Annotated in this window: 19 protein-coding genes; 9 read left to right on the top strand and 10 right to left on the bottom strand. The window is 68.6% G+C overall.

Features of this window, described 5'->3' with window-relative positions; genetic code table 11:
* Nucleotides 1–85: 85 nt before the first annotated feature.
* From ACZ60X_RS19225 to dnaA, 8 genes are all read right to left on the bottom strand, one after another.
* Nucleotides 86–835 carry a DUF3566 domain-containing protein gene (locus ACZ60X_RS19225; protein WP_469599726.1) on the bottom strand — a complete coding sequence of 250 codons (750 nt, stop codon included), beginning with the start codon at nucleotides 833–835 and terminating at the stop codon, nucleotides 86–88.
* An 18-nt stretch (nucleotides 836–853) separates the two neighbouring features.
* Nucleotides 854–3454: a DNA gyrase subunit A gene (gyrA, locus tag ACZ60X_RS19220; protein WP_469599724.1), complete on the bottom strand. Its 2601-nt coding sequence runs from the start codon at nucleotides 3452–3454 to the stop codon at nucleotides 854–856.
* Between the two features lie 42 nt (nucleotides 3455–3496).
* Nucleotides 3497–5581: a DNA topoisomerase (ATP-hydrolyzing) subunit B gene (gene gyrB, locus ACZ60X_RS19215; protein ID WP_469599722.1), complete on the bottom strand. Its 2085-nt coding sequence runs from the start codon at nucleotides 5579–5581 to the stop codon at nucleotides 3497–3499.
* Between the two features lie 398 nt (nucleotides 5582–5979).
* Nucleotides 5980–6549 carry a DciA family protein gene (locus tag ACZ60X_RS19210; protein ID WP_469599720.1) on the bottom strand — a complete coding sequence of 190 codons (570 nt, stop codon included), beginning with the start codon at nucleotides 6547–6549 and terminating at the stop codon, nucleotides 5980–5982.
* Nucleotides 6546–7670, bottom strand: coding sequence for a DNA replication/repair protein RecF (gene recF, locus ACZ60X_RS19205; protein WP_469599718.1), 1125 nt, complete (start codon nucleotides 7668–7670; stop codon nucleotides 6546–6548). The genes ACZ60X_RS19210 and recF overlap by 4 nt, the downstream gene beginning before the upstream one ends.
* A gap of 93 nt (nucleotides 7671–7763) precedes the next feature.
* A complete protein-coding gene (gene gnd, locus ACZ60X_RS19200; protein ID WP_469599717.1) occupies nucleotides 7764–8639 on the bottom strand; it encodes a phosphogluconate dehydrogenase (NAD(+)-dependent, decarboxylating) in 876 nt (291 codons plus the stop codon).
* Nucleotides 8640–8826: 187 nt separating this feature from the next.
* On the bottom strand, nucleotides 8827–9957 hold the full coding sequence (gene dnaN / locus ACZ60X_RS19195; RefSeq protein ID WP_363214135.1) for a DNA polymerase III subunit beta: 1131 nt from the start codon (nucleotides 9955–9957) through the stop codon (nucleotides 8827–8829).
* Nucleotides 9958–10861: 904 nt separating this feature from the next.
* The gene (gene dnaA, locus ACZ60X_RS19190; protein ID WP_469599716.1) at nucleotides 10862–12850 is read right to left on the bottom strand and encodes a chromosomal replication initiator protein DnaA; all 1989 of its coding nucleotides are present in this window, start codon (nucleotides 12848–12850) and stop codon (nucleotides 10862–10864) included.
* Nucleotides 12851–13244: 394 nt separating this feature from the next.
* On the opposite strand from dnaA, the gene rpmH reads away from it, so the two are divergent.
* The 9 genes from rpmH to ACZ60X_RS19145 all read left to right on the top strand — a co-directional run bounded on the left by rpmH (nucleotide 13245) and on the right by ACZ60X_RS19145 (nucleotide 20204).
* A complete protein-coding gene (gene rpmH, locus ACZ60X_RS19185) occupies nucleotides 13245–13382 on the top strand; it encodes a 50S ribosomal protein L34 (protein ID WP_003956500.1) in 138 nt (45 codons plus the stop codon).
* A 21-nt stretch (nucleotides 13383–13403) separates the two neighbouring features.
* Nucleotides 13404–13775, top strand: a complete 372-nt coding sequence (gene rnpA, locus ACZ60X_RS19180; RefSeq protein ID WP_469599714.1) for a ribonuclease P protein component — start codon at nucleotides 13404–13406, stop codon at nucleotides 13773–13775.
* Nucleotides 13772–14146, top strand: a complete 375-nt coding sequence (gene yidD / locus ACZ60X_RS19175) for a membrane protein insertion efficiency factor YidD (RefSeq protein ID WP_469599712.1) — start codon at nucleotides 13772–13774, stop codon at nucleotides 14144–14146. The genes rnpA and yidD overlap by 4 nt, the downstream gene beginning before the upstream one ends.
* Nucleotides 14147–14149: 3 nt before the next feature.
* On the top strand, nucleotides 14150–15427 hold the full coding sequence (yidC, locus tag ACZ60X_RS19170; protein WP_469599710.1) for a membrane protein insertase YidC: 1278 nt from the start codon (nucleotides 14150–14152) through the stop codon (nucleotides 15425–15427).
* Nucleotides 15428–15442: 15 nt separating this feature from the next.
* Nucleotides 15443–15955 (top strand): Jag family protein, encoded by a 513-nt coding sequence (locus ACZ60X_RS19165; protein ID WP_469599708.1) that lies wholly within the window; start codon nucleotides 15443–15445, stop codon nucleotides 15953–15955.
* A 116-nt stretch (nucleotides 15956–16071) separates the two neighbouring features.
* Complete coding sequence (gene rsmG / locus ACZ60X_RS19160; protein WP_469599705.1) at nucleotides 16072–16788, top strand: 16S rRNA (guanine(527)-N(7))-methyltransferase RsmG; 717 nt, start codon at nucleotides 16072–16074, stop codon at nucleotides 16786–16788.
* Nucleotides 16789–17084: 296 nt separating this feature from the next.
* Nucleotides 17085–18158, top strand: coding sequence for a ParA family protein (locus ACZ60X_RS19155; protein WP_469600058.1), 1074 nt, complete (start codon nucleotides 17085–17087; stop codon nucleotides 18156–18158).
* Nucleotides 18155–19258 (top strand): ParB/RepB/Spo0J family partition protein, encoded by a 1104-nt coding sequence (locus tag ACZ60X_RS19150; protein WP_469599703.1) that lies wholly within the window; start codon nucleotides 18155–18157, stop codon nucleotides 19256–19258. The genes ACZ60X_RS19155 and ACZ60X_RS19150 overlap by 4 nt, the downstream gene beginning before the upstream one ends.
* 328 nt (nucleotides 19259–19586) lie before the next feature.
* Nucleotides 19587–20204, top strand: a complete 618-nt coding sequence (locus tag ACZ60X_RS19145; protein WP_469599701.1) for a GNAT family N-acetyltransferase — start codon at nucleotides 19587–19589, stop codon at nucleotides 20202–20204.
* A 58-nt stretch (nucleotides 20205–20262) separates the two neighbouring features.
* On the opposite strand, the gene trxA is transcribed toward ACZ60X_RS19145, so the two are convergent.
* On the bottom strand, nucleotides 20263–20595 hold the full coding sequence (trxA, locus tag ACZ60X_RS19140; RefSeq protein WP_469599699.1) for a thioredoxin: 333 nt from the start codon (nucleotides 20593–20595) through the stop codon (nucleotides 20263–20265).
* A 49-nt stretch (nucleotides 20596–20644) separates the two neighbouring features.
* Nucleotides 20645–21616, bottom strand: a complete 972-nt coding sequence (gene trxB / locus ACZ60X_RS19135; RefSeq protein ID WP_469599697.1) for a thioredoxin-disulfide reductase — start codon at nucleotides 21614–21616, stop codon at nucleotides 20645–20647.
* Between the last annotated feature and the right edge of the window lie 114 nt (nucleotides 21617–21730).

Raw genomic sequence — 21730 nt, 5'->3', positions numbered from 1 at the left:
CGCTGACTCCTGAAGATTAGCGCACGACCACGTCAGACCCAAAATCGGTTGTCGAGGGCCCGACAGAAGGGCTCCGGCGGGAGGATCACTCGTCCTCCGCCAGAGTCAGCTCGATGCCGCCCACGAAGCCCGCGGAGAGGTTGTAGATGAACGCGCCGAGCGTGGCGAGCGCCGTGGCCAGGACCACGTCGATGACCGCGATGACCGACGTGAACATGAGGACGTGGGGGAGGGACAGGAACGACTGCAGGTCGAAGCCGTTGGCCTCGTTGGAGCCGGTCGCCTCGGAGATCGTGCCGCCCACCGTGGAGAACACCCCCATCGCGTCCATGACCATCCACAGCACCGCCGAGGCGACGATCGTGCAGATGCCGAGCGCGATGGAGAGCAGGAAGCTGACCTTCATCACCGACCACGGGTCGGCCTTGGCCACCCGCAGCCGCGCCTTGCGGGTGCGCGGCGTGGTGCGCACGCCGGTGCGCGGGCGGCGCACGGCGCCCTCGGGCGCCTGCGCGGGGTAGGCCTGCGGCGGGTGGTACGGCCCGGCGGGCTGCTCGGGGCTCCGCTCACGGGGCAGCGGCGACGCCTGCGCCTCGCCGGCCGGGGCCGGGCCTCGGGTGTCCGTCACAGTTCCCCCCTGGGGTGCAGACGTGCCGGAGGAGGCCTTCCCCGGGGCCCCGGAGGCCCCTGTGTCCCTCACCGGCTTCAGGTTGGTCGTGTGCGGGTCGGAGGCACCGCCCGCACGCGTCCTGCTCGCGGCGGAGCCACGGCCGCCGCCGTCCGTTTCCGTACCCGGGGAGGTACCGGCCGATCCGGCGCCCGTGGCTCCGCTCACGATGACTCACTCCTCGTGCTACTCGGCCGAGGGCGCCTCACCCTCGTCCGTGCCGGCGGCCTGCGCGCCCTCGGCGGTCTCGTCGATGGCGTCCTCGCCGTCGACCTCCTCCGCCTCGCGCCCGGCCTCGGCGTTACGTGCGATGCCGACCACGGCATCGCGCTTGCCCAGGTTGATCAGTTGGACGCCCATGGTGTCACGGCCCGTCTCCCTGACCTCGCTGACTCGCGTACGAATCACACCGCCGGAGAGAGTGATCGCGAGGATCTCGTCACTCTCCTCGACGATCAACGCCCCGACGAGCGAACCGCGGTCCTCCACGATCTTGGCGGCCTTGATACCGAGGCCACCGCGGCCCTGGACGCGGTACTCGTCGACGGCGGTCCGCTTCGCGTACCCGCCGTCGGTGGCAGTGAACACGAACGTACCGGTCCGAACAACATTCATCGACAGAAGTTCATCGCCCTCGCGGAAACTCATGCCCTTGACACCGGAGGTGGCGCGGCCCATCGGGCGCAGGGAGTCGTCGGAGGCGGTGAAGCGGATCGACTGCGCCTTCTTGCTGATCAGGAGCAGATCGTCCTCGGCGGAGACCAGTTCGGCGCCGATCAGCTCGTCGTCCGAACCGTCCTCGCGCTCACGCAGGTTGATCGCGATCACACCGCCGGAGCGGGGCGAATCGTAATCCTTCAGAGGCGTCTTCTTGACCAGACCGGACTTGGTCGCGAGGACCAGGTACGGCGCCGCCTCGTAGTCGCGGATGGCGAGGATCTCGGCGATCGCCTCGTCCGGCTGGAAGGCGAGCAGGTTCGCCACGTGCTGGCCGCGCGCGTCCCGGCCGGCCTCGGGCAGCTCGTACGCCTTCGCCCGGTACACCCGGCCCTTGTTGGTGAAGAACAGCAGCCAGTGGTGCGTGGTGGAGACGAAGAAGTGGTCGACGATGTCGTCTTCCTTCAGCTTCGTGCCGCGCACGCCCTTGCCGCCGCGCTTCTGCGCCCGGTAGTCGTCCGTCTTGGTCCGCTTGACGTAGCCGCCGCGCGTGACCGTGACGACGATGTCCTCCTCGGCGATCAGGTCCTCGATGGACATGTCGCCCTCGTACGGGATCAGCTTGGTCTGGCGGTCGTCGCCGTACTTCTCGACGATGGCGGCCAGTTCCTCGCTGACGATCCCGCGCTGGCGGACCGGCGAGGCGAGGATCTCGTTGTACTCGTTGATCTTCGCCTGGAGTTCGTCGTGCTCCTGGACGATCTTCTGCCGCTCCAGGGCCGCGAGGCGCCGCAGCTGCATCTCCAGGATCGCGTTGGCCTGGATCTCGTCGATCTCCAGCAGACCCATCAGGCCGCCGCGCGCGACGTCGACGGTCTCACTGCGCCGGATCAGCGCGATGACCTCGTCGATGGCGTCCAGGGCCTTCAGCAGACCGCGCAGGATGTGCGCGCGCTCCTCGGCCTTGCGCAGCCGGAAGCGGGTCCGGCGGACGACGACCTCGATCTGGTGCGTCACCCAGTGGCGGATGAACGCGTCGAGGGAGAGGGTGCGCGGAACGCCGTCGACCAGCGCCAGCATGTTGGCGCCGAAGTTCGTCTGCAGATCCGTGTGCTTGTACAGGTTGTTCAGGACGACCTTGGCGACCGCGTCCCGCTTGAGGACGATGACCAGGCGCTGGCCCGTACGGGACGACGTCTCGTCGCGGACGTCCGCGATGCCGCCGATCTTGCCGTCCTTCACCAGGTCGGCGATCTTCTGCGCCAGGTTGTCCGGATTGACCTGGTACGGCAGTTCGGTGACGACCAGGCACTGGCGGCCCTGGATCTCCTCGACCTCGACCACCGCGCGCATCGTGATCGAGCCGCGCCCGGTGCGGTACGCCTCCTCGATGCCCTTGCGGCCCACCACCAGGGCGCCGGTCGGGAAGTCCGGGCCCTTGATGCGCTCCATGAGCGCGTCCAGCAGCTCCTCGTGGGAGACGTCCGGGTTCTCCAGGTACCACTGGGCGCCCGCCGCGACCTCGCGGAGGTTGTGCGGCGGGATGTTGGTCGCCATGCCGACCGCGATGCCGGCCGAGCCGTTGATCAGCAGGTTCGGGAAGCGGGCCGGCAGGACGGTCGGCTCCTGGGAGCGGCCGTCGTAGTTGTCCGTGAAGTCGACGGTCTCCTCGTCGATGTCGCGGACCATCTCCATCGACAGCGGCGCCATCTTGCACTCGGTGTAGCGCATGGCCGCCGCCGGGTCGTTGCCCGGGGAGCCGAAGTTGCCGTTGGAGTCCACCAGCGGCATCCGCATCGACCACGGCTGGGCGAGGCGCACCAGCGCGTCGTAGATCGAACTGTCGCCGTGGGGATGGTAGTTGCCCATGACGTCGCCGACGACACGGGCGCACTTGTAGAAGCCGCGCTCGGGGCGGTAGCCGCCGTCGTACATCGCGTACAGCACGCGCCGGTGGACGGGCTTGAGGCCGTCCCGGACGTCGGGCAGGGCACGCGAGACGATGACGGACATCGCGTAGTCGAGGTAGGAGCGCTGCATCTCCGTTTCGAGCCCGACGGGCTCGACGCGCATCTGCACGGCGTCGCCGCCCTCGGTCTCAGGAGTTGCCGGAGTGTTCTCGTCGGCCATTGCTGGTGAAGATCCTTCCTGGTGCGGTCAGCTGAGACCGACTCAGATGTCGAGGAAGCGGACGTCCTTGGCGTTGCGCTGGATGAACTGGCGGCGGGCCTCGACGTCCTCGCCCATCAGGACCGAGAACAGGTCGTCGGCCTGGGCGGCGTCGTCGAGGGTGACCTGGCCGAGGACCCGGTGCTCCTGGTCCATCGTGGTCACGCGCAGCTCCTCGGCGTTCATCTCGCCGAGACCCTTGAAGCGCTGGATCGAGTCCTCGCGGACGCGCTTGCCGCGCTGACGGCCCATCTCGATCAACGCGTCGCGCTCGCGGTCGGAGTAGGCGTACTCCACGTCGTCCCGGCCCCACTTGATCTTGTACAGCGGCGGACGGGACAGGTAGACGTGACCGGCCTCGACCAGCGGCCGCATGAAGCGGAACAGGAAGGTCAGCAGCAGGGTGCTGATGTGCTGGCCGTCGACGTCGGCGTCCGCCATCAAGATGATCTTGTGGTAGCGGAGCTTCTCGATGTCGAAGTCCTCGTGCACACCCGTGCCGAAGGCGGAGATCAGCGCCTGGATCTCCTGGTTCTGCAGGATCTTGTCGATCCTGGCCTTCTCCACGTTGAGGATCTTGCCGCGGATGGGGAGGATCGCCTGGTACTGCGGGTTGCGGCCGGACTTGGCCGAGCCGCCGGCGGAGTCACCCTCGACGATGAAGATCTCGCACTTGGTGGGGTCGTTGGACTGGCAGTCGGACAGCTTGCCCGGCAGCGACGCCGACTCCAGCAGGCCCTTGCGGCGCGTCAGGTCACGGGCCTTGCGGGCCGCCACGCGCGCGGTGGCCGCCTGGATGCCCTTGCGGACGATGTCCGCGGCCTCGACCGGGTTGCGGTCCAGCCAGTCGTTGAGGTGCTCGTAGACCGCCTTCTGCACGAAGGTCTTGGCCTCCGTGTTGCCCAGCTTGGTCTTCGTCTGGCCCTCGAACTGCGGCTCGCTCAGCTTGACCGAGATGATCGCGGTCAGGCCCTCGCGGATGTCGTCGCCGGTGAGGTTGTCGTCCTTCTCGCGCAGCAGCTTCTTGTCGCGCGCGTACTTGTTGATCAGGGACGTCAGCGCGGCGCGGAAGCCCTCTTCGTGCGTACCGCCCTCGTGGGTGTGGATGATGTTGGCGAACGAGTACACGCCCTCGCTGTAGCCGCTGTTCCACTGCATCGCGACCTCGAGGGACAGGCTCTTGTCCTTGTCCTCGGCCTCCAGGTCGATGACGGTGTTGTGAACCACCTCTCCCTTGCGGGAGTTGAGGTACCTCACGAAGTCGACGATGCCGCCCTCGTAGTGGTACGTGACCTCCTTGACCTCGGCCTTCTCGTCGGCGCCGGCCTCGTCCGCGCCGGACGTGGCCTTCGCCGACTCGCGCTCGTCGGTGAGCCGGATCGTCAGGCCCTTGTTGAGGAAGGCCATCTCCTGGAAGCGCCGGGACAGCGTCTCGAAGGAGTACTCGGTGGTCTCGAAGATCTCGGGGTCCGCCCAGAAGGTGACCGACGTACCGGTCTCCTCGGTCGCCTCGTGCTGGGCGAGCGGGGCCGTCGGCACGCCCATCTTGTACTCCTGCGTCCAGCGGTGCCCGTCGGTCCTGACCTCGACGGAGACCTTCGTGGACAGGGCGTTCACGACGGAGACACCGACACCGTGCAGACCGCCGGAGACCGCGTAACCGCCGCCGCCGAACTTGCCGCCCGCGTGGAGGACGGTCAGCACGACCTCCAGGGCCGGCTTGCCCTCGGAGGGCACGATGCCGACCGGAATGCCACGGCCGTTGTCGACGACGCGGACGCCGCCGTCGGGGAGGATCGTGACGTCGATGGTGTCCGCGTAGCCCGCGAGCGCCTCGTCGACCGAGTTGTCGACGACCTCGTACACCAGGTGGTGCAGACCGCGCTCGCCGGTGGAGCCGATGTACATACCGGGTCGCTTGCGGACCGCGTCCAGCCCTTCGAGCACGGTGATGGCGCTGGCGTCGTAGGAGGCGGAGGCGCCACCGGATCCGGCGGCCTCGCCGTTGACGGAGGCCTCGGCGGCCTCCGCGCTCACGCCGGCGTCGGTGGACGGGTTGTTCTCGTTGGGGTTGCCGGAATCGGCCACGAAGCGCCCTTTCTGGCACAGCACGAGCCGGGCTCGTCGGCGGTTTGCCGGAGCGGCTGCGGCATGTTGCGTTGGTAAGCCTTGATCAGCGTTGCTCAGCTTTTCCCGGGCGGTCCCCACGTTGGGGCGGGATTGTCTTCCAGTCTACCGGTAGCACTGACATCGATGGGGGTTTGCCGGTACCTGAGCCCCCATGTGCCGCCCTGAACCGTCCTCGGCCGGGTCCCGATATGCGGATGGGGGCTCCAAGCGGCTCACAGCGGCACTCAGAGCTTCGAGCCGTCAACCCTTGGCTACTGACGGGTCAGAGGGCACGGCACACGCGCGCGCGGCGGTGCGAACAGGCCGCGACAGGGGTACGCCGACCCCGCGCACCCCCGCTCAAGACGTGACGCACGTCACCCGTATGTGTCGCCGGGCCCACTGCTCCCCGGCGCTCTGAGCGGCCCGTAGCGGCGGGCCGGAGCCCCCGGGTTCAGCACCTTGATCATCCGTACGGTGCCGTGCCCGAGGTCCTCGTTGAGCCGGGCGACCAGCGCGGGCGCGAGATGGCGCAGCTGGGTCGCCCAGGCCGTGGAGTCGCACGCCACGACCAGCACGCGCTCGTCCTCGTCGTAGCGCTGCGGCACACAGTGCTTGGCCAGATCCTCGCCGACGATCTGCGGCCAGCGGCCCATCACGCCGCCCACCGCGGCCGGGGTCTCCCAACCGCGCTCGGTCAGCAGCCGGTTGATCGCCGCGCCCAGCGCCATGGGGTCCCGGCCGTCGGCGCGCGCGCCGGAGCGCAGCCCGCCGCGCCGGGCCTGCTTCTTCTGCCGCGCCGCGTCTCCTCGCGCGCGTGCCTGTTCCTTCGCCGCGCGCAACGCCACGCGCGCGAGGTCGACACCCGAGGCCTCGGGCGCCTTCTTCGGGGCCCCGGGAGCGGGCTCTCCGGTACTGCCCGTACCCCCGGTGCTGCCGGTGCTCATACGCGCTCCACCGTCCCGCCGGACACCGCGTACCGGGCGCCGGCCAGCACGTCCGGTACGTCGTCGTCCACGGCCGCGGTGACCAGCACCTGCTCGCCGGGCGCGACCAGCTCGGCCAGCCGCTCGCGCCGGCGCGCGTCCAGCTCGGCGAAGACGTCGTCCAGGACCAGCACCGGTTCGTTGCCCTCGGCGCGCAGCAGGTCGTAGGAGGCCAGCCGCAGCGCGAGGGCGTACGACCAGGACTCGCCGTGCGAGGCGTAGCCCTTGGCGGGCAGCTGCCCGAGCCTGAGGACGAGGTCGTCGCGATGGGGCCCCACCAGGGTCACCCCGCGCTCGATCTCCTGCCCCCGGGCATCGGCCAGAGCCGCCATGAGCTGGGCGTACAGCTCCTCGCGCGCGTGCGCCTCACCGGGCGCGGACGGCTTGTACTCCAGCGCGAGCGGCCCGCCGCCGGGGGCCAGCTGCTCGTAGGCCTTGTCCGCGAGCGGCTGGAGCGCGGCGATCAGGTCCAGCCGCTGGGCCAGCAGCTCGGCGCCCGCGCTCGCGAGGTGCTGGTCCCACACGTCGAGCGTGGACAGATCTGCGCCCCTCCGCCCGCCGTGCCGCCGGGCCAGAGCGGCCGTCTTCAGCAGGGTGTTGCGCTGCTTGAGCACCCGCTCGTAGTCGGACCGCACACCCGCCATCCGCGGCGACCGCGCGGTGATCAGCTCGTCGAGGAACCGCCGCCGCTCACCCGGATCGCCCTTGACGAGGGCGAGGTCCTCGGGCGCGAACAGCACGGTCCGTACGATGCCGAGGACGTCACGGGGTCTGACCTGGGAAGACCGGTTGACGCGGGCGCGATTGGCCTTGCCGGGGTTCAGCTCCAGCTCGACCAGTTGCTGCCGCTCGCCCTGGCGGACCTGCGCCCGGATGACGGCCCGCTCGGCGCCCATGCGGACCAGGGGCGCGTCGGAGGCCACCCGGTGGCTGCCCAGGGTCGCCAGATACCCGACCGCCTCCACCAGGTTCGTCTTGCCCTGCCCGTTGGGACCGACGAAAGCCGTGACGCCCGGGTCGAGCGGCACCTCGGCCCGGGCGTACGAGCGGAAGTCGGCCAGCGAAAGATGCGTGACGTGCATGGTCGTTTCGCCGGCCTTCCCCAGAGTGCTGATGGGCTGTGGATCACGGCACGCCGGGAGGCGGCCCTGTGGATCTCGGTGGATCCCTGTGGATTACTTCTTCTCCACGGCGTGACCGCCGAACTGGTTGCGCAGCGCGGCGATCATCTTCATCTGCGGCGAGTCCTCCTGGCGCGAGGCGAAGCGCGCGAACAGCGACGCCGTGATCGCCGGCAGCGGCACGGCGTTGTCGATCGCGGCCTCCACAGTCCAGCGTCCCTCACCGGAGTCCTGTGCATAACCGCGCAGGCCCTCCAGGTGCTCGTCGTCGTCGAGCGCGTTGACGGCGAGGTCGAGCAGCCAGGAGCGGATGACCGTGCCCTCCTGCCAGGAGCGGAAGACCTCACGGACGTCCGTGACGGAGTCGACCTTCTCCAGCAGCTCCCAGCCCTCGGCGTAGGCCTGCATCATCGCGTACTCGATGCCGTTGTGGACCATCTTCGCGAAATGGCCCGCGCCGACCTTGCCGGCGTGCACCGCGCCGAAGGAGCCCTCGGGCTTGAGCGCGTCGAAGACCGGCTGCACCTTGGCGACGTTCTCGGCGTCTCCGCCGTACATCAGCGCGTAGCCGTTCTCCAGGCCCCACACGCCGCCGGAGACGCCGCAGTCGACGAATCCTATGCCCTTGGCCGCCAGCTCCTCGGCGTGCTTCTCGTCGTCGGTCCAGCGGGAGTTGCCGCCGTCCACGACCACGTCGCCCGGCTCCAGCAGCTCGGCGAGCTGGTCGATGGTCGACTGGGTCGGCTCGCCGGCCGGGACCATCACCCAGACCACGCGCGGCCCGCTGAGCTTGCCCACAAGCTCTTCCAGGCTGTGGACATCCGCGAGGTCCGCGTTGCGGTCGTATCCGATGACGGTGTGACCCGCGCGGCGAATGCGCTCGCGCATGTTGCCGCCCATCTTGCCGAGGCCGACGAGACCGAGCTCCATCAGTTGGTTCCTTAGGTTGCTGTGTGGCGTGAGGGGCACCTGCGTACCCGGCTCCGAGCCTAGTCCCGGCCCCTCGTGCACAGCTGTGGGCCTACGCGCTCATACGCATGGCCTGACCTGCGGAATCCTGACCGTCGGCAGCGGACGCCGGGCACCCACAGGGGCGCCCGGCGCTGTGGACAACCGGTCAGCCGCTGAGCCGCACCGGCATGATCAGGTACTTATACGCGTCGTCGGCCTCGGCGTCCACCGCCGGCTTGCCGCTGAGCAGCGCGGGCTTCGTGGACGTCGTGAACGACAGCTGCGCCACCGGGGAGTCGATCGCGCTCAGACCGTCCAGCAGGAAGGTCGGGTTGAAGGCGATGGAGATGTCGTCGCCGTCCAGCTGGGCGTCGACCCTTTCCACAGCCTGTGCGTCGTCGCTGGAGCCCGCCTCCAGGATCAGCACACCCTTCTCGAAGCTCAGCCGGACCGGGGTGTTGCGCTCGGCCACCAGGGCCACACGCTTGACGGCCTCCACGAACGGCGCGGTCTCGATCACGGCGACGGAGTTGAACTCGGTCGGGAACAGCGTGCGGTACTTCGGCAGGTCGCCCTCGAGCAGACGCGTGGTCGTACGCCGTCCCGCGCCCTCGAAACCGATCAGGCCCTCGCCCGCGCCCGAACCGGACAGAGCCAGCGTGACGCTGTCACCGGCGCCGAGCGACTTGGCGGTGTCCAGCAGGGTCTTGGCGGGCACCAGGGCGACCGCCGAGGCGTCCGGGTTCTCGGGCTTCCACAGGAACTCGCGGACCGCGAAGCGGTAGCGGTCGGTGGAGGCCAGGGTGACCGTGTCGCCCTCGATCTCGATGCGCACACCGGTGAGGACGGGCAGCGTGTCGTCACGGCCGGCGGCGATGGCCACCTGGGACACGGCGGCCGCGAAGACCTCGCCGGGGACGGTGCCGGTGGCGTTCGGCATCTGCGGCAGCGCCGGGTACTCCTCCACAGGCAGTGTGTGCAGGGTGAAGCGGGAGGATCCACAGACCACGGTCGCCCGTACACCGTCTGTGGAAATCTCCACCGGACGGTTGGGCAGGGCGCGGGAGATGTCGGCGAGCAGACGGCCGGAGACGAGGACCGTGCCCTCCTCCTCGACCTCGGCCTCGACGCTCACGCGAGCGGAGACCTCGTAGTCGAAGCTCGACAGGCTCAGCTGACCGTCCTCGGCCTTGAGGAGAAGGCCGGCGAGGACAGGCGCCGGCGGACGGGCCGGGAGGCTGCGTGCCGCCCACGCCACTGCCTCCGCGAGTACGTCGCGTTCCACCCGGATCTTCACCGTAAGCCGCCTCCTGCTGCTGTTGCCTTCGAGTCCTCCGACTCGGTGTCACCGCCCACTGCGGAGGGAAGGACACCGGGGACCAGTCTGACGCACCGCACTGACAGTAGGTGCCCGTCGGGGTCAAGTCGGTCCGAGAGGCAGCCGGGCGCGAGACGGCGAGTTGTGCACAGCCCCCGCTTCAAAGCGATTGCCGAGCTCTCTCTAGTCGGGAGTAGTAGTAGGGCCTGTGGATACCGTGGATAACCACGTTTGCCCAGCTCAGCGCAGGAATTTTGTCCACTGGCCCTGTGGGTGGAAGCAGTGGACAACCCGGGCTCTCTGTGGAGAACGGAAAGTTCTGCACACACCGCCCACAGCCTGAGGGCAGTTCTCCCCAGGTGTGTCCCCAGGTTTACCCACGTTTCCCACACCCCAATCCGGCACCTTCGTGTGACGGCTTTCACTCGACGCGGTGAGCGGGTGCGTCGCGTTGCCGAACAGTGGACAGCCATGTGGAGAAGCGACCGATCACTGGGGAAAACCACCCCCAGCCCTGTGGGCGGTCAGTGGAAAACCTTATGCACAGCCTGTGGATCTTCTCTTCGTCCACACCCTGTGGAGATCGCTCGTCCACGTTTCCACAGGGGTCTGAGCTGCGCTGATCCGCAGTGAACAGGCTCCCTGTGGACGGCGTTCGGGACAACTCCACAGTCCCCAGCATGTGGACGGAAGAAACTCAGCGAATCTGTGGAGAGTGGCCGTAACCCGGCACGTAATCGAACACCAGGTGCCAATCGGGCAACGCTCCACAGCGCGCCGAAGCCCGCGCGCGTCCGTCATCCCCTCCGGGAAACGCGAAGGCGCCCCCGGGATGTGAGTCCCGGAGGCGCCCAGAAGCCGCGTGCGCCCGGCGCAGCCGCCCTCAGCCGTTCTTGATGCGGTTCGTCAGCTCGGTCACCTGGTTGTAGATCGACCGCCGCTCGGCCATCAGCGCACGGATCTTCCGGTCGGCGTGCATGACGGTCGTGTGGTCGCGCCCGCCGAACTGCGCCCCGATCTTCGGCAGCGACAGGTCCGTCAGCTCGCGGCACAGGTACATCGCGATCTGCCGGGCCGTGACCAGCGCGCGCCCGCGGGAGGTGCCGCACAGGTCGTCCACGGTCAGTCCGAAGTAGTCCGCGGTCGCCGCCATGATCGCCGTGGCCGTGATCTCCGGGGCCGAGTCCTCGCCACCCGGGATCAGGTCCTTCAGGACGATCTCGGTCAGGCCCAGGTCCACCGGCTGCCGGTTGAGCGAGGCGAACGCCGTCACGCGGATCAGCGCGCCCTCCAGCTCACGGATGTTCCGCGAGATCCGCGAGGCGATGAACTCCAGCACCTCGGGCGGGGCGTTCAGCTGCTCCTGCACCGCCTTCTTGCGCAGGATCGCGATGCGCGTCTCCAGCTCGGGCGGCTGGACGTCGGTGATCAGGCCCCACTCGAAGCGGTTCCGCAGCCGGTCCTCCAGCGTGACCAGCTGCTTGGGCGGCCGGTCGCTGGACAGCACGATCTGCTTGTTGGCGTTGTGGAGCGTGTTGAAGGTGTGGAAGAACTCCTCCTGCGTCGACTCCTTGTCCGCGAGGAACTGGATGTCGTCGACGAGCAGGATGTCCATCTCGCGGTAGCGCTTGCGGAAGCTGTCGCCCTTGCCGTCGCGGATGGAGTTGATGAACTCGTTGGTGAACTCCTCGGAGCTGACGTACCGCACGCGCGTGCCCGGGTAGAGGCTGCGCGCGTAGTGCCCGATCGCGTGCAGCAGATGGGTCTTGCCGAGCCCCGACTCCCCGTAGATGAACAGGGGGTTGTACGCCTTCGCCGGCGCCTCGGCGACGGCCACCGCGGCCGCGTGCGCGAACCGGTTGGAGGCGCCGATGACGAACGTGTCGAAGAGGTACTTCGGATTCAGCCGCGCCGTCGGCTCACCGGGACCGCTCGCCGGCGCCGGCTGCGCCGCCAGCGGGCCGGGGGCACCGGTTCCGGGCAGGTCCGGGCGCCCGTGGCCGCCCCGGTGCGCCGGGCCGCCCGTCGGCTGATCGGGCAGCTCCCGGCGGACGGGGTCGCGCTGGTCGTACTCGGTGCGGGACGTCTCGTAGTCACCGCGCCCGCTGTCGTAGTCCGGGCGGGACGGTTCGTAGTCACCGCGCGGGGCGTCGTAATCGCCGTAGTCGCGCTGCTGCTCGTACTTCGGCCGGTCCATGCCCTGGGGGCGGTAGTCCTGGGACGGCGGGGCGTAGGAATCGGGGCCGGGGCCGTAGGCGTCCTGGGACGACGGCGAGGCGTACGGGTCACGGTCCGGGAAGCCGAGCCGCGGCTGCTGCCAGCTGTACTCGTCCTGCTGCGGCCGCGGCCAGGTGCCCGGCTCCCGGCGCTGGAACTCGGACGGGTAGGCGGGGCGGACGACCGGAATCTGATCCGTGCGGTCGATGCGCTCGGCGCGGGACTGCGGCCCGTCGGCCGGTGCCTGGTCGGTGGCGCGGTGACGGCCGTAGCCCTCGTACGCCCGTTCGTCGTACGACGGGCCGGAGGGCAGCTCGGGCTCCTCGTAGCGTGGCTTGGGCGGCTGCTGCGCGGGCGGTGCGGCGGGGGCCGGCGGCTCGCCCGCGGAGTCGTCCACGGTGATCGCGATGCGGATGGGCCGGCCGCACTCGCGGCTCAGGGTCTCGCTGACGATCGGCGCGAGACGGCCCTCCAGTACGCCCTTCGCGAATTCGTTCGGTACGGCGAGCAGGGCGGTGTCCGCGACCAGCGCGAGCGGCTGGCAGCGCCGGATCCAGTGCTCGTCCTTCGTCTCGACACCCTGTCCGCGCTCCCCGAGGAGCTGTTCGAGTACTCGCGGCCACACTGCGGCAAGATCGGCGGGTACGTCAGCCACAGGGCACGCTCTCTCACAGGTCCCACGAACGTGTGACGCGGGACGGGTCGGGGTGTACTTCGGGGGTTTCGGTGGGGCAAACCCGCCGGGGCGGGGGACAAAAGAACGAATGGGAGTTCAGCCACGGTAGTCAGCGCGGCGGGTGCGGTTCAAGTTGTTGTCCCCAGCCTGTGGATAGTGTCTCTCCGTGACCCTCGGTTTGACCGGATGGCGTAGCCCCGCGTACCGTAACCAGGTCGAGTTGTCGATGGCTGCTGCCGCCTGCCTACCGATGGGCACAGATCACGTCAGGTGATCGGGAAGCGGTGCACTCGGGCGTGAAGCGAGCTACTCGTGGGCGCACGGTGACAGCCAAGACGGCACCCCGCCACTACCGATTTTCTGGAGCCCCCGAGTGAGCAAGCGCACCTTCCAGCCGAACAACCGTCGTCGCGCGAAGACCCACGGCTTCCGGCTGCGTATGCGCACCCGTGCCGGCCGCGCGATTCTCGCGTCCCGCCGTAGCAAGGGTCGCGCCCGTCTGTCCGCCTGATCCCGGTCAGGTCATGACATCGTGCTGCCCACCGAGAACCGGCTGAGGCGGCGCGAGGACTTCGCGACCGCGGTCCGACGAGGTCGCCGGGCAGGCCGCCCGACCCTCGTCGTCCACCTTCGAAGCGGTGCCACGGACCCGCACGCGCCTGGGGAGAGCGCTCCCCCGACGCGTGCGGGTTTCGTCGTGAGCAAGGCTGTGGGTGGTGCGGTCGTGCGCAACAAAGTGAAGCGCAGACTGCGTCATCTGATGCGTGACCGAGTCGTCCTCTTTCCCCCCGGTAGCCTGGTAGTCGTACGAGCGCTGCCCGGATCGGGCGACGCAGACCACGCACAGCTGGCCCGAGACCTGGATGCCGCACTCCAGCGGCTGCTGGGAGGGGGCGCGCGATGAAGTACCCGCTGCTGGCTCTGATCAAGCTGTACCAGTGGACGATCAGTCCGCTGCTGGGGCCGGTGTGCAAGTACTACCCGTCGTGCTCCCATTACGGCTACACGGCCATCGACCGGCACGGTGCGATCAAGGGAACGGCACTCACCGCCTGGCGCATCCTCCGGTGCAATCCGTGGTCGCTGGGCGGTGTGGACCATGTCCCGCCGCGCAAGCGTCCGCGGTGGCACGAAATGCTGCGCAACGCTTGGCGCGCACGCAAGGGCGGGCCCTCCGCCGCCGAACCGGCCACCGAAGCGAGGCCCGGGAGCCCTCCTTCCGAGCTTCCTCCGAGCCCGGCCGCAGAGACCTCGTCCCATGCCCAAGGAGCATGATTAGTGGACACGATTGCCAGCCTCTTCAGTTTCATCACCTGGCCCGTCTCCTGGGTCATCGTCCAGTTCCACAAGATGTACGGCGCGATCTTCGGCGCCGACACCGGGTGGGCCTGGGGCCTGTCCATCGTGTCCCTGGTGATCCTGATCCGCATCTGCCTGATCCCGCTCTTCGTGAAGCAGATCAAGTCGACGCGCGCGATGCAGACGCTCCAGCCGGAGATGAAGAAGATCCAGGAGCGCTACAAGAACGACCGGCAGCGTCAGTCCGAAGAGATGATGAAGCTGTACAAGGAGACGGGCACCAACCCGCTCTCCTCGTGCCTTCCCATCCTGGCGCAGTCCCCGTTCTTCTTCGCCCTGTACCACGTGCTGAACGGCATCGCGACGGGCAGCAAGATCGGCGCCATCAACGAGCCGCTGCTCGCCAGCGCCCGTAAGGCGCACATCTTCGGCGCCCCGCTCGCCGCGAAGTTCATGGACAGCTCGGACAAGGTCGTGGCGCTGGGCGCCACGCTGACCGACGTCCGGGTCGTGACCGCGGTCATGATCGTCCTGATGTCGTTCTCGCAGTTCTACACGCAGCGCCAGCTGATGACGAAGAACGTCGACACGACGGTGAAGACGCCGTTCATGCAGCAGCAGAAGATGCTGATGTACGTCTTCCCGGTGATGTTCGCCGTCTTCGGTATCAACTTCCCGGTCGGTGTCCTCGTCTACTGGCTCACGACGAACGTGTGGACCATGGGCCAGCAGATGTACGTCATCCGCAACAACCCGACCCCGGGTTCCAAGGCCCAGGCCGCCTACCTGGAGCGCCTGACCAAGCACGTCACGCACGCCGGCAAGGTCCGCCGCCGCAGCGAGAAGACCATCGTCAAGGCGATCGTCGCCAAGGGCCGCGACCGCAACGAGTTCGAGCGCAAGTTCATCAACGCGCTGAACAAGGCCGGTCTCGCCGCACAGGCAGACGGCTCCGTGGTGCAGAGCGTGGCCCAGGCCGCGGCGCAGACCGAGGACGGTGCCACCGCCACCGCGACGGCCGGCACCACCGCCACCGCCGTCAAGCGACAGCAGCCCAAGCGCCAGTCCAAGGCTCAGCGCCAGTCCGGCGGGACCAAGCCGGCCGATGAGTCCACCACGTCGCTGGAGAAGTCCGCCGAGCCGCAGGACACCCAGGCCTCCGCTGCCAAGCAGCCCGGCTCCGGCACCCGCAGCAGGGCCCAGTCCGGCCAGCGCAAGGGCGGCCCGCAGCGGCCCAAGTCCCCGTCCAAGAAGTAAGAAGGAGCCCATCCCGTGACGGAAGGCACCACCCCCGCCGCTGCCGAGGGTGCAGACACCCTCACCCGCCTGGAGCAGGAGGGTGAGATCGCGGCGGACTACCTGGAGGGTCTGCTCGACATCGCCGACCTCGACGGCGACATCGACATGGACGTCGAGGCCGACCGCGCCTCCGTGTCGATCATCAGCGACGCCGGCGGCCGCGACCTGCAGAAGCTGGTCGGCCGGGACGGCGAGGTGCTGGAGGCGCTTCAGGAGCTGACGCGCCTGGCCGTGCACCGGGAGACCGGTGACCGCAGCCGCCTCATGCTGGACATCGCGGGATACCGGGCCAAGAAGCGTTCCGAGCTGTCCGAGCTGGGCGCCAAGGCCGCCGCCGAGGTGAAGAGCACCGGTGAGCCCGTCCAGCTCAAGCCGATGACCCCGTTCGAGCGCAAGGTCGTGCACGACGCGGTCAAGGCCGCCGGGCTGCGTAGCGAGTCCGAGGGCGAGGAGCCGCAGCGCTTCGTCGTCGTGCTGCCGGCCTGATCGGCTTCCCATTCCACCGGCCCCGTCTGTTGAGCAGGCGGGGCCGAACTTTGTCAGCCTGGTAGTTCTGGTGGCCGGTGCGCGGAGCGCCGGCGCTGTACGGAAGGACGGTCCCCGTGACGGAGGCAGCGGAGCTTCCCCCCGCGCCCGAACAGGCGCGGGAAGTGTTTGGTGATCGCTTCGCCGATGCGGTCCGCTACGCGGAGCTGCTCGCCGAGGCGGGCGTGCAGCGAGGCCTGATCGGCCCGCGCGAAGTGCCCCGCCTGTGGGAGCGGCACATCCTCAACTGTGCGGTGCTCTCGGAGGCCGTTCCCGAGGGTGTGACGGTGTGCGATGTCGGCTCCGGTGCGGGGCTGCCCGGTATCCCGCTGGCCCTGGTCCGGGACGATCTGAACATCACCCTGCTCGAGCCCCTGCTGCGGCGTACCAACTTCCTCACCGAGGTCGTCGAACTGCTCGGCCTGGACCATGTCACGGTTGTGCGGGGCCGTGCCGAGGAGGTCATGGGCAAGCTGCCCCCCGTCCACGTCGTGACGGCTCGGGCCGTGGCGCCGCTGGACCGTCTGGCGACCTGGGGTATTCCGCTGCTGCGCCCCTACGGCGAGATGCTGGCGCTCAAGGGAGACACCGCGGAGGAGGAGCTGAAGGCCGCTGCCACGGCGCTGAGCAAGCTTGGTGCCGTGGAGACGTCCATCCTGCATGTGGGCGAGGGCATCGTGGACCCGATGTCGACTGTGGTTCGGGTCGAGGTCGGGGAGAGCCCGGGCGGTGTGCGGTTCGCGGCGAAGCGGGCGAAGGCCGCACGGACCGGCCGGACGCGCCGTCGTCGCTGAACCCCCGGCGGGTGGCGGCGGTGACGTCTCGTCCGTCCTGACGAGGAGACGTACTCCACACAAGCTGCCCCGCCTACGCCCGCCGGAGTGTCGCAGAGGTCCGGTCGTAGGCGCTGTGCATCGTGTTTCACGTGAAACGTCGCTCACTGCTGCAGGGCATCATCAGTCGTGGCCGCGCCGCGGCCGAACCTCGCGACCGCAAGCCTCTCGGTTCACTCGGAGGGGCATCGGAGTTGTCCACAGAGGTGGATTTCTCCACAGAACACCAGGCCTCACTGGTTCGCGACCCCGAAGACATGGGAGGCTCTGTTCATCGCGAGCCTGAAGTCGAGGAGAGTGAATCCTTGCGGTCCGACGCCAACATCGCGGGACCGATGACCGATCCGGTCCCCGGTCCCCGTACCGAGTCGATGGGGGTGGATGTTTCACGTGAAACACCGCCTCCGATGGACGACACCCCGATCGGTCGCGCGGCCCAACTGGCGGTGGAGGCGCTGGGCCGCGCCGACGAGGGTCTGCCCCGACCGGAGCAGACGCGTGTCATCGTCGTCGCCAACCAGAAGGGCGGGGTGGGTAAGACGACGACAACTGTGAACCTCGCCGCGTCGCTGGCCCTGCACGGTGGGCGCGTCCTGGTGATCGACCTCGACCCCCAGGGCAACGCGTCCACGGCCCTCGGGATCGACCACCACGCCGAAGTCCCTTCCATTTACGACGTGTTGGTGGAGAGCAGGCCGCTCGCCGAGGTCGTTCAGCCGGTACCGGATGTGGAGGGGCTCTTCTGCGCTCCCGCCACCATCGATCTCGCCGGTGCTGAGATCGAGTTGGTCTCCCTCGTGGCCCGGGAGAGCCGGCTTCAGCGGGCGATCCAGGCCTACGAGCAGCCGTTGGACTACATCCTCATCGACTGCCCGCCCTCACTCGGGCTGCTGACGGTCAACGCGCTGGTGGCGGGCCAGGAGGTCCTCATCCCGATCCAGTGCGAGTACTACGCGCTGGAGGGCCTGGGGCAGCTGCTGCGCAACGTCGACCTGGTGCGGGGGCACCTCAACCCCACGCTGCATGTGTCGACCATCCTGCTCACCATGTACGACGGCCGGACGCGTCTCGCCTCCCAGGTCGCCGAAGAGGTGCGCACCCACTTCGGCGACGAGGTGCTGCGGACGAGCATTCCCCGCTCGGTCCGTATCTCCGAGGCGCCGAGTTACGGGCAGACGGTGCTGACCTACGATCCTGGATCGAGCGGCGCCCTCTCCTATCTTGAGGCGGCCCGAGAAATCGCGCTGAAGGGCATCGGCATCAGTTACGACGCGAGCCAGGCCCATATCGGCGCTCAGAACGACCCGAGCATGGTGGAGGGGATCCAGTGAGTGAGCGACGGAGGGGGTTGGGACGTGGTCTCGGCGCACTGATCCCCGCTGCCCCGACCGAGAAGAACCCGGCCCCGGCCGCGCTGGGAGGCGGAGCCTCCGCCTCCCCGGCTGCCCTTCCGGTGCTGACGACCGACCGCGGGGTCGCCGCGGCGAAGGTGGCCACTCTGGCGCCGGTCACACCGGAGGCCAACGAGGAACCTCCGGCTTCCCCGGCATCGGAGGTTCCCACTCCTCCGATGGGCGCGCACTTCGCCGAGATCCCCCTCGACGCCATCTCCCCCAACCCGCGCCAGCCGCGTGATGTCTTCGACGAGGACGCGCTCCAGGAACTGGTCACCTCCATCAAGGAGGTCGGGCTCCTGCAGCCAGTCGTCGTACGGCAGCTGGGGCCCGCCCGCTATGAGCTGATCATGGGCGAGCGCCGCTGGCGGGCCTGCCGCGAGGCTGGTCTGGAAGCCATTCCGGCGATCGTCCGGGCCACGGAGGACGAGAAGCTCCTTCTGGACGCGCTGCTGGAGAACCTGCACCGTGCGCAGCTGAACCCTTTGGAAGAGGCGGCAGCCTACGACCAGCTGCTGAAGGACTTCAACTGCACGCATGACCAGCTGGCCGACCGGATCGGGCGGTCCCGTCCCCAGGTCTCCAACACACTGCGACTGCTGAAGCTCTCGCCGACGGTTCAGAAGCGGGTCGCCGCCGGAGTGCTCTCGGCCGGTCACGCCCGGGCGCTGCTGTCGGTGACGGATCCTGAGGAGCAGGATCGGCTGGCTCATCGCATCGTCGCCGAGGGACTGTCGGTGCGAGCTGTCGAGGAGATCGTGACCCTCATGGGCTCGCGGCCTCAGAAGCCCCAGCGCCCGAAGGGCCCGCGGGCCGGCTCCCGGCTCTCGCCGGCGCTGAACGAGCTGGCGACCCGTCTGTCGGACCGCTTCGAGACTCGGGTGAAGGTCGACCTTGGCCAGAAGAAGGGCAAGATCACCGTCGAGTTCGCCTCCGTGGACGACCTCCAGCGGATCCTGAGCAGTCTCGCTCCGGGCGAGGGGCCGGTGCTCCAGCACGAGCTGCAGGAAAGCGCCACGGAGGACCAGGACGACTGATCCTGTCCGACCCCGTCCGGCTCCCGGTCATACGGAATGCGGGCCGTGTCCGGTGCACGCCGGACACGGCCCGCTCTTTGCTTTGAGTCGGTATCGAGTGAATCGCTTCGTGGATACGATGCGAAAAGGTATGGCACATCCACCGGACAGCAGCTGCATCTCTGAGTGGGGAGACGGGGGCCATGCGAACGATGAGCCGCACCGGACTGGTGAGCGCGGGTCTGAGCCTTGGAGTGGTCGGCGGATTCGTCGGCAGCCTGCTCCGGGAACGGAGCGCTCTGACAGCCGCGCGCGATGCGGCGGGCGAAGGAAGCGAGGAACAGCCTTCATGGGGCGTCGGCTCGTGCCGCTCACGCTGGACAACCTTCAGGACCTCCCCCCACGCTGCCGGTCGTGTGTCTTCTGGGAGCTGGATCCTGTCAGCGGGGAAGCGGCGGTAAAGGCAGGCACCTCCGGACTGGAGAAGGAGGCCTGGATCTCCGCCGTCCTGCTGGACTGGGGATCCTGCGGCCGTGTGGTGTATGTCGATGACGTACCGGTGGGATTCGTGCTCTATGCGCCTCCCGCCTATGTCCCCCGCTCGACGGCCTTTCCTACCAGCCCGGTCTCCCCTGACGCCGTCCAGCTGATGACGGCCTTCGTCATGCCCGGCTATCAGGGGCAGGGGCTGGGCCGGGTGCTGGTACAGGCGGTCGCCAAGGATCTCCTGCGCCGGGGCTTCAAGGCGATAGAAGCCTTCGGGGACGCCCGCTGGAAGGAACCTGCCTGTCTGCTGCCTGCGGAGCATCTACTGGCCGTGGGCTTCAAGACGGTGCGGCAGCATCCGGCGCATCCCCGGCTGCGGCTGGAGCTGCGCTCGACGCTCTCCTGGAAGGAGGACGTGGAGATGGCCCTCGACCGATTGCTGGGCGCGGTCCAGAAGGAGCCGGCGCTGAGGCCGCTGTAGCCGTCAAACGAATGGGCCGACCGCCTGGGGTCGGCCCATTCGTGTTTCACGTGAAACGTCAGTTGGCGATGAAGTCCTCAAGGTCGCGGACGATCGCGGCCTTGGGCTTGGCGCCGACGATGGTCTTGGCGACCTCGCCGTTCTGGTAGACGTTCAGGGTCGGGATCGACATGACGCCGTACTTGGCAGCCGTGGCCGGGTTCTCGTCGATGTTGAGCTTGACGACCTTGATCTTCTCGCCGTGTTCGGCGGCGATTGCCTCCAGCGACGGGGCGATCTGGCGGCACGGACCGCACCAGGCGGCCCAGAAGTCCACCAGGACGGGCTTGTCGCTGTTGAGGACGTCCTCCTCGAAGGACGCGTCAGTCACATTCTGCAGGGTGCCGGCCACGGCGGGCTCCTTCACTTGATCGTGGGGTGAGGCGGGGGGAAAGGGGAGTTCAGACGGTGGCGGTCTTCTCGGGCTCCGCCTGGTCTTCGTCCGCGAGGGCGGACAGGAAGCGCTCGGCGTCCAGGGCCGAGGAGCAGCCGGTGCCGGCCGCGGTGATCGCCTGGCGGTAGGTGTGGTCGACCACGTCACCGGCGGCGAAGACACCAGTGAGGTTGGTGCGGGTGGACGGCGAGGACACCTTCAGGTAACCCTCCTCGTCCAGGTCCAGCTGGCCCTTGAACAGTTCGGTGCGCGGGTCGTGGCCGATCGCGATGAACAGACCTGTGACGGGCAGCTCGGACAGCTCGCCGGTCTTGACATTGCGCAGCTTCAGTCCGGAGAGCTTCTGCTCGCCCTGGATCTCGGCGACCTCGCTGTCCCAGACGAACTTGATCTTCGGGTCGTTGAACGCACGCTCCTGCATCGCCTTGGACGCACGCAGGGTGTCCCGGCGGTGGACGATCGTCACCGACTTGGCGAAGCGCGAGAGGAATGTGGCCTCCTCCATCGCGGTGTCACCGCCGCCGATCACGGCGATGTCCTGGTCCTTGAAGAAGAACCCGTCGCAGGTGGCGCACCAGGAGACACCACGGCCGGAGAGTGCGTCCTCGTTCGGCAGGCCGAGCTTGCGGTGCTGGGAACCGGTGGCGACGATGACGGCCTTTGCCTTGTGGACCGTGCCGGCGGTGTCGGTGACGGTCTTGATCTCACCGGTCAGATCGACGGAGACGATGTCGTCGGGGACCAGTTCGGCGCCGAAGCGCTCGGCCTGCGCCCGCATGTTGTCCATGAGCTCGGGGCCCATGATGCCGTCCTGGAAACCCGGGAAGTTCTCCACCTCGGTGGTGTTCATCAGCGCGCCACCGGCGGTGACGGCACCCTCGAACACCAGAGGCTTCAGCGACGCGCGGGCGGTGTAGAGCGCCGCCGTGTAGCCTGCGGGCCCGGAGCCGATGATGATCACGTTACGGACGTCGCTCACGGCTTGATTCCTCGTCTCTGGTCTGTGTCAGTCGACCGGTGGGAGCCCCTTTCAGAACTCTCACCCCACCCAACGGATCCTACGGGGCGCGCATTCCCAGTGTGTCGGGGCACA

The organism is Streptomyces sp. NPDC104106 (assembly GCF_055584345.1).
The sequence above is the reverse complement of the archived record's forward strand: the minus strand, read 5'-3'. Positions and strand labels throughout refer to the sequence as shown.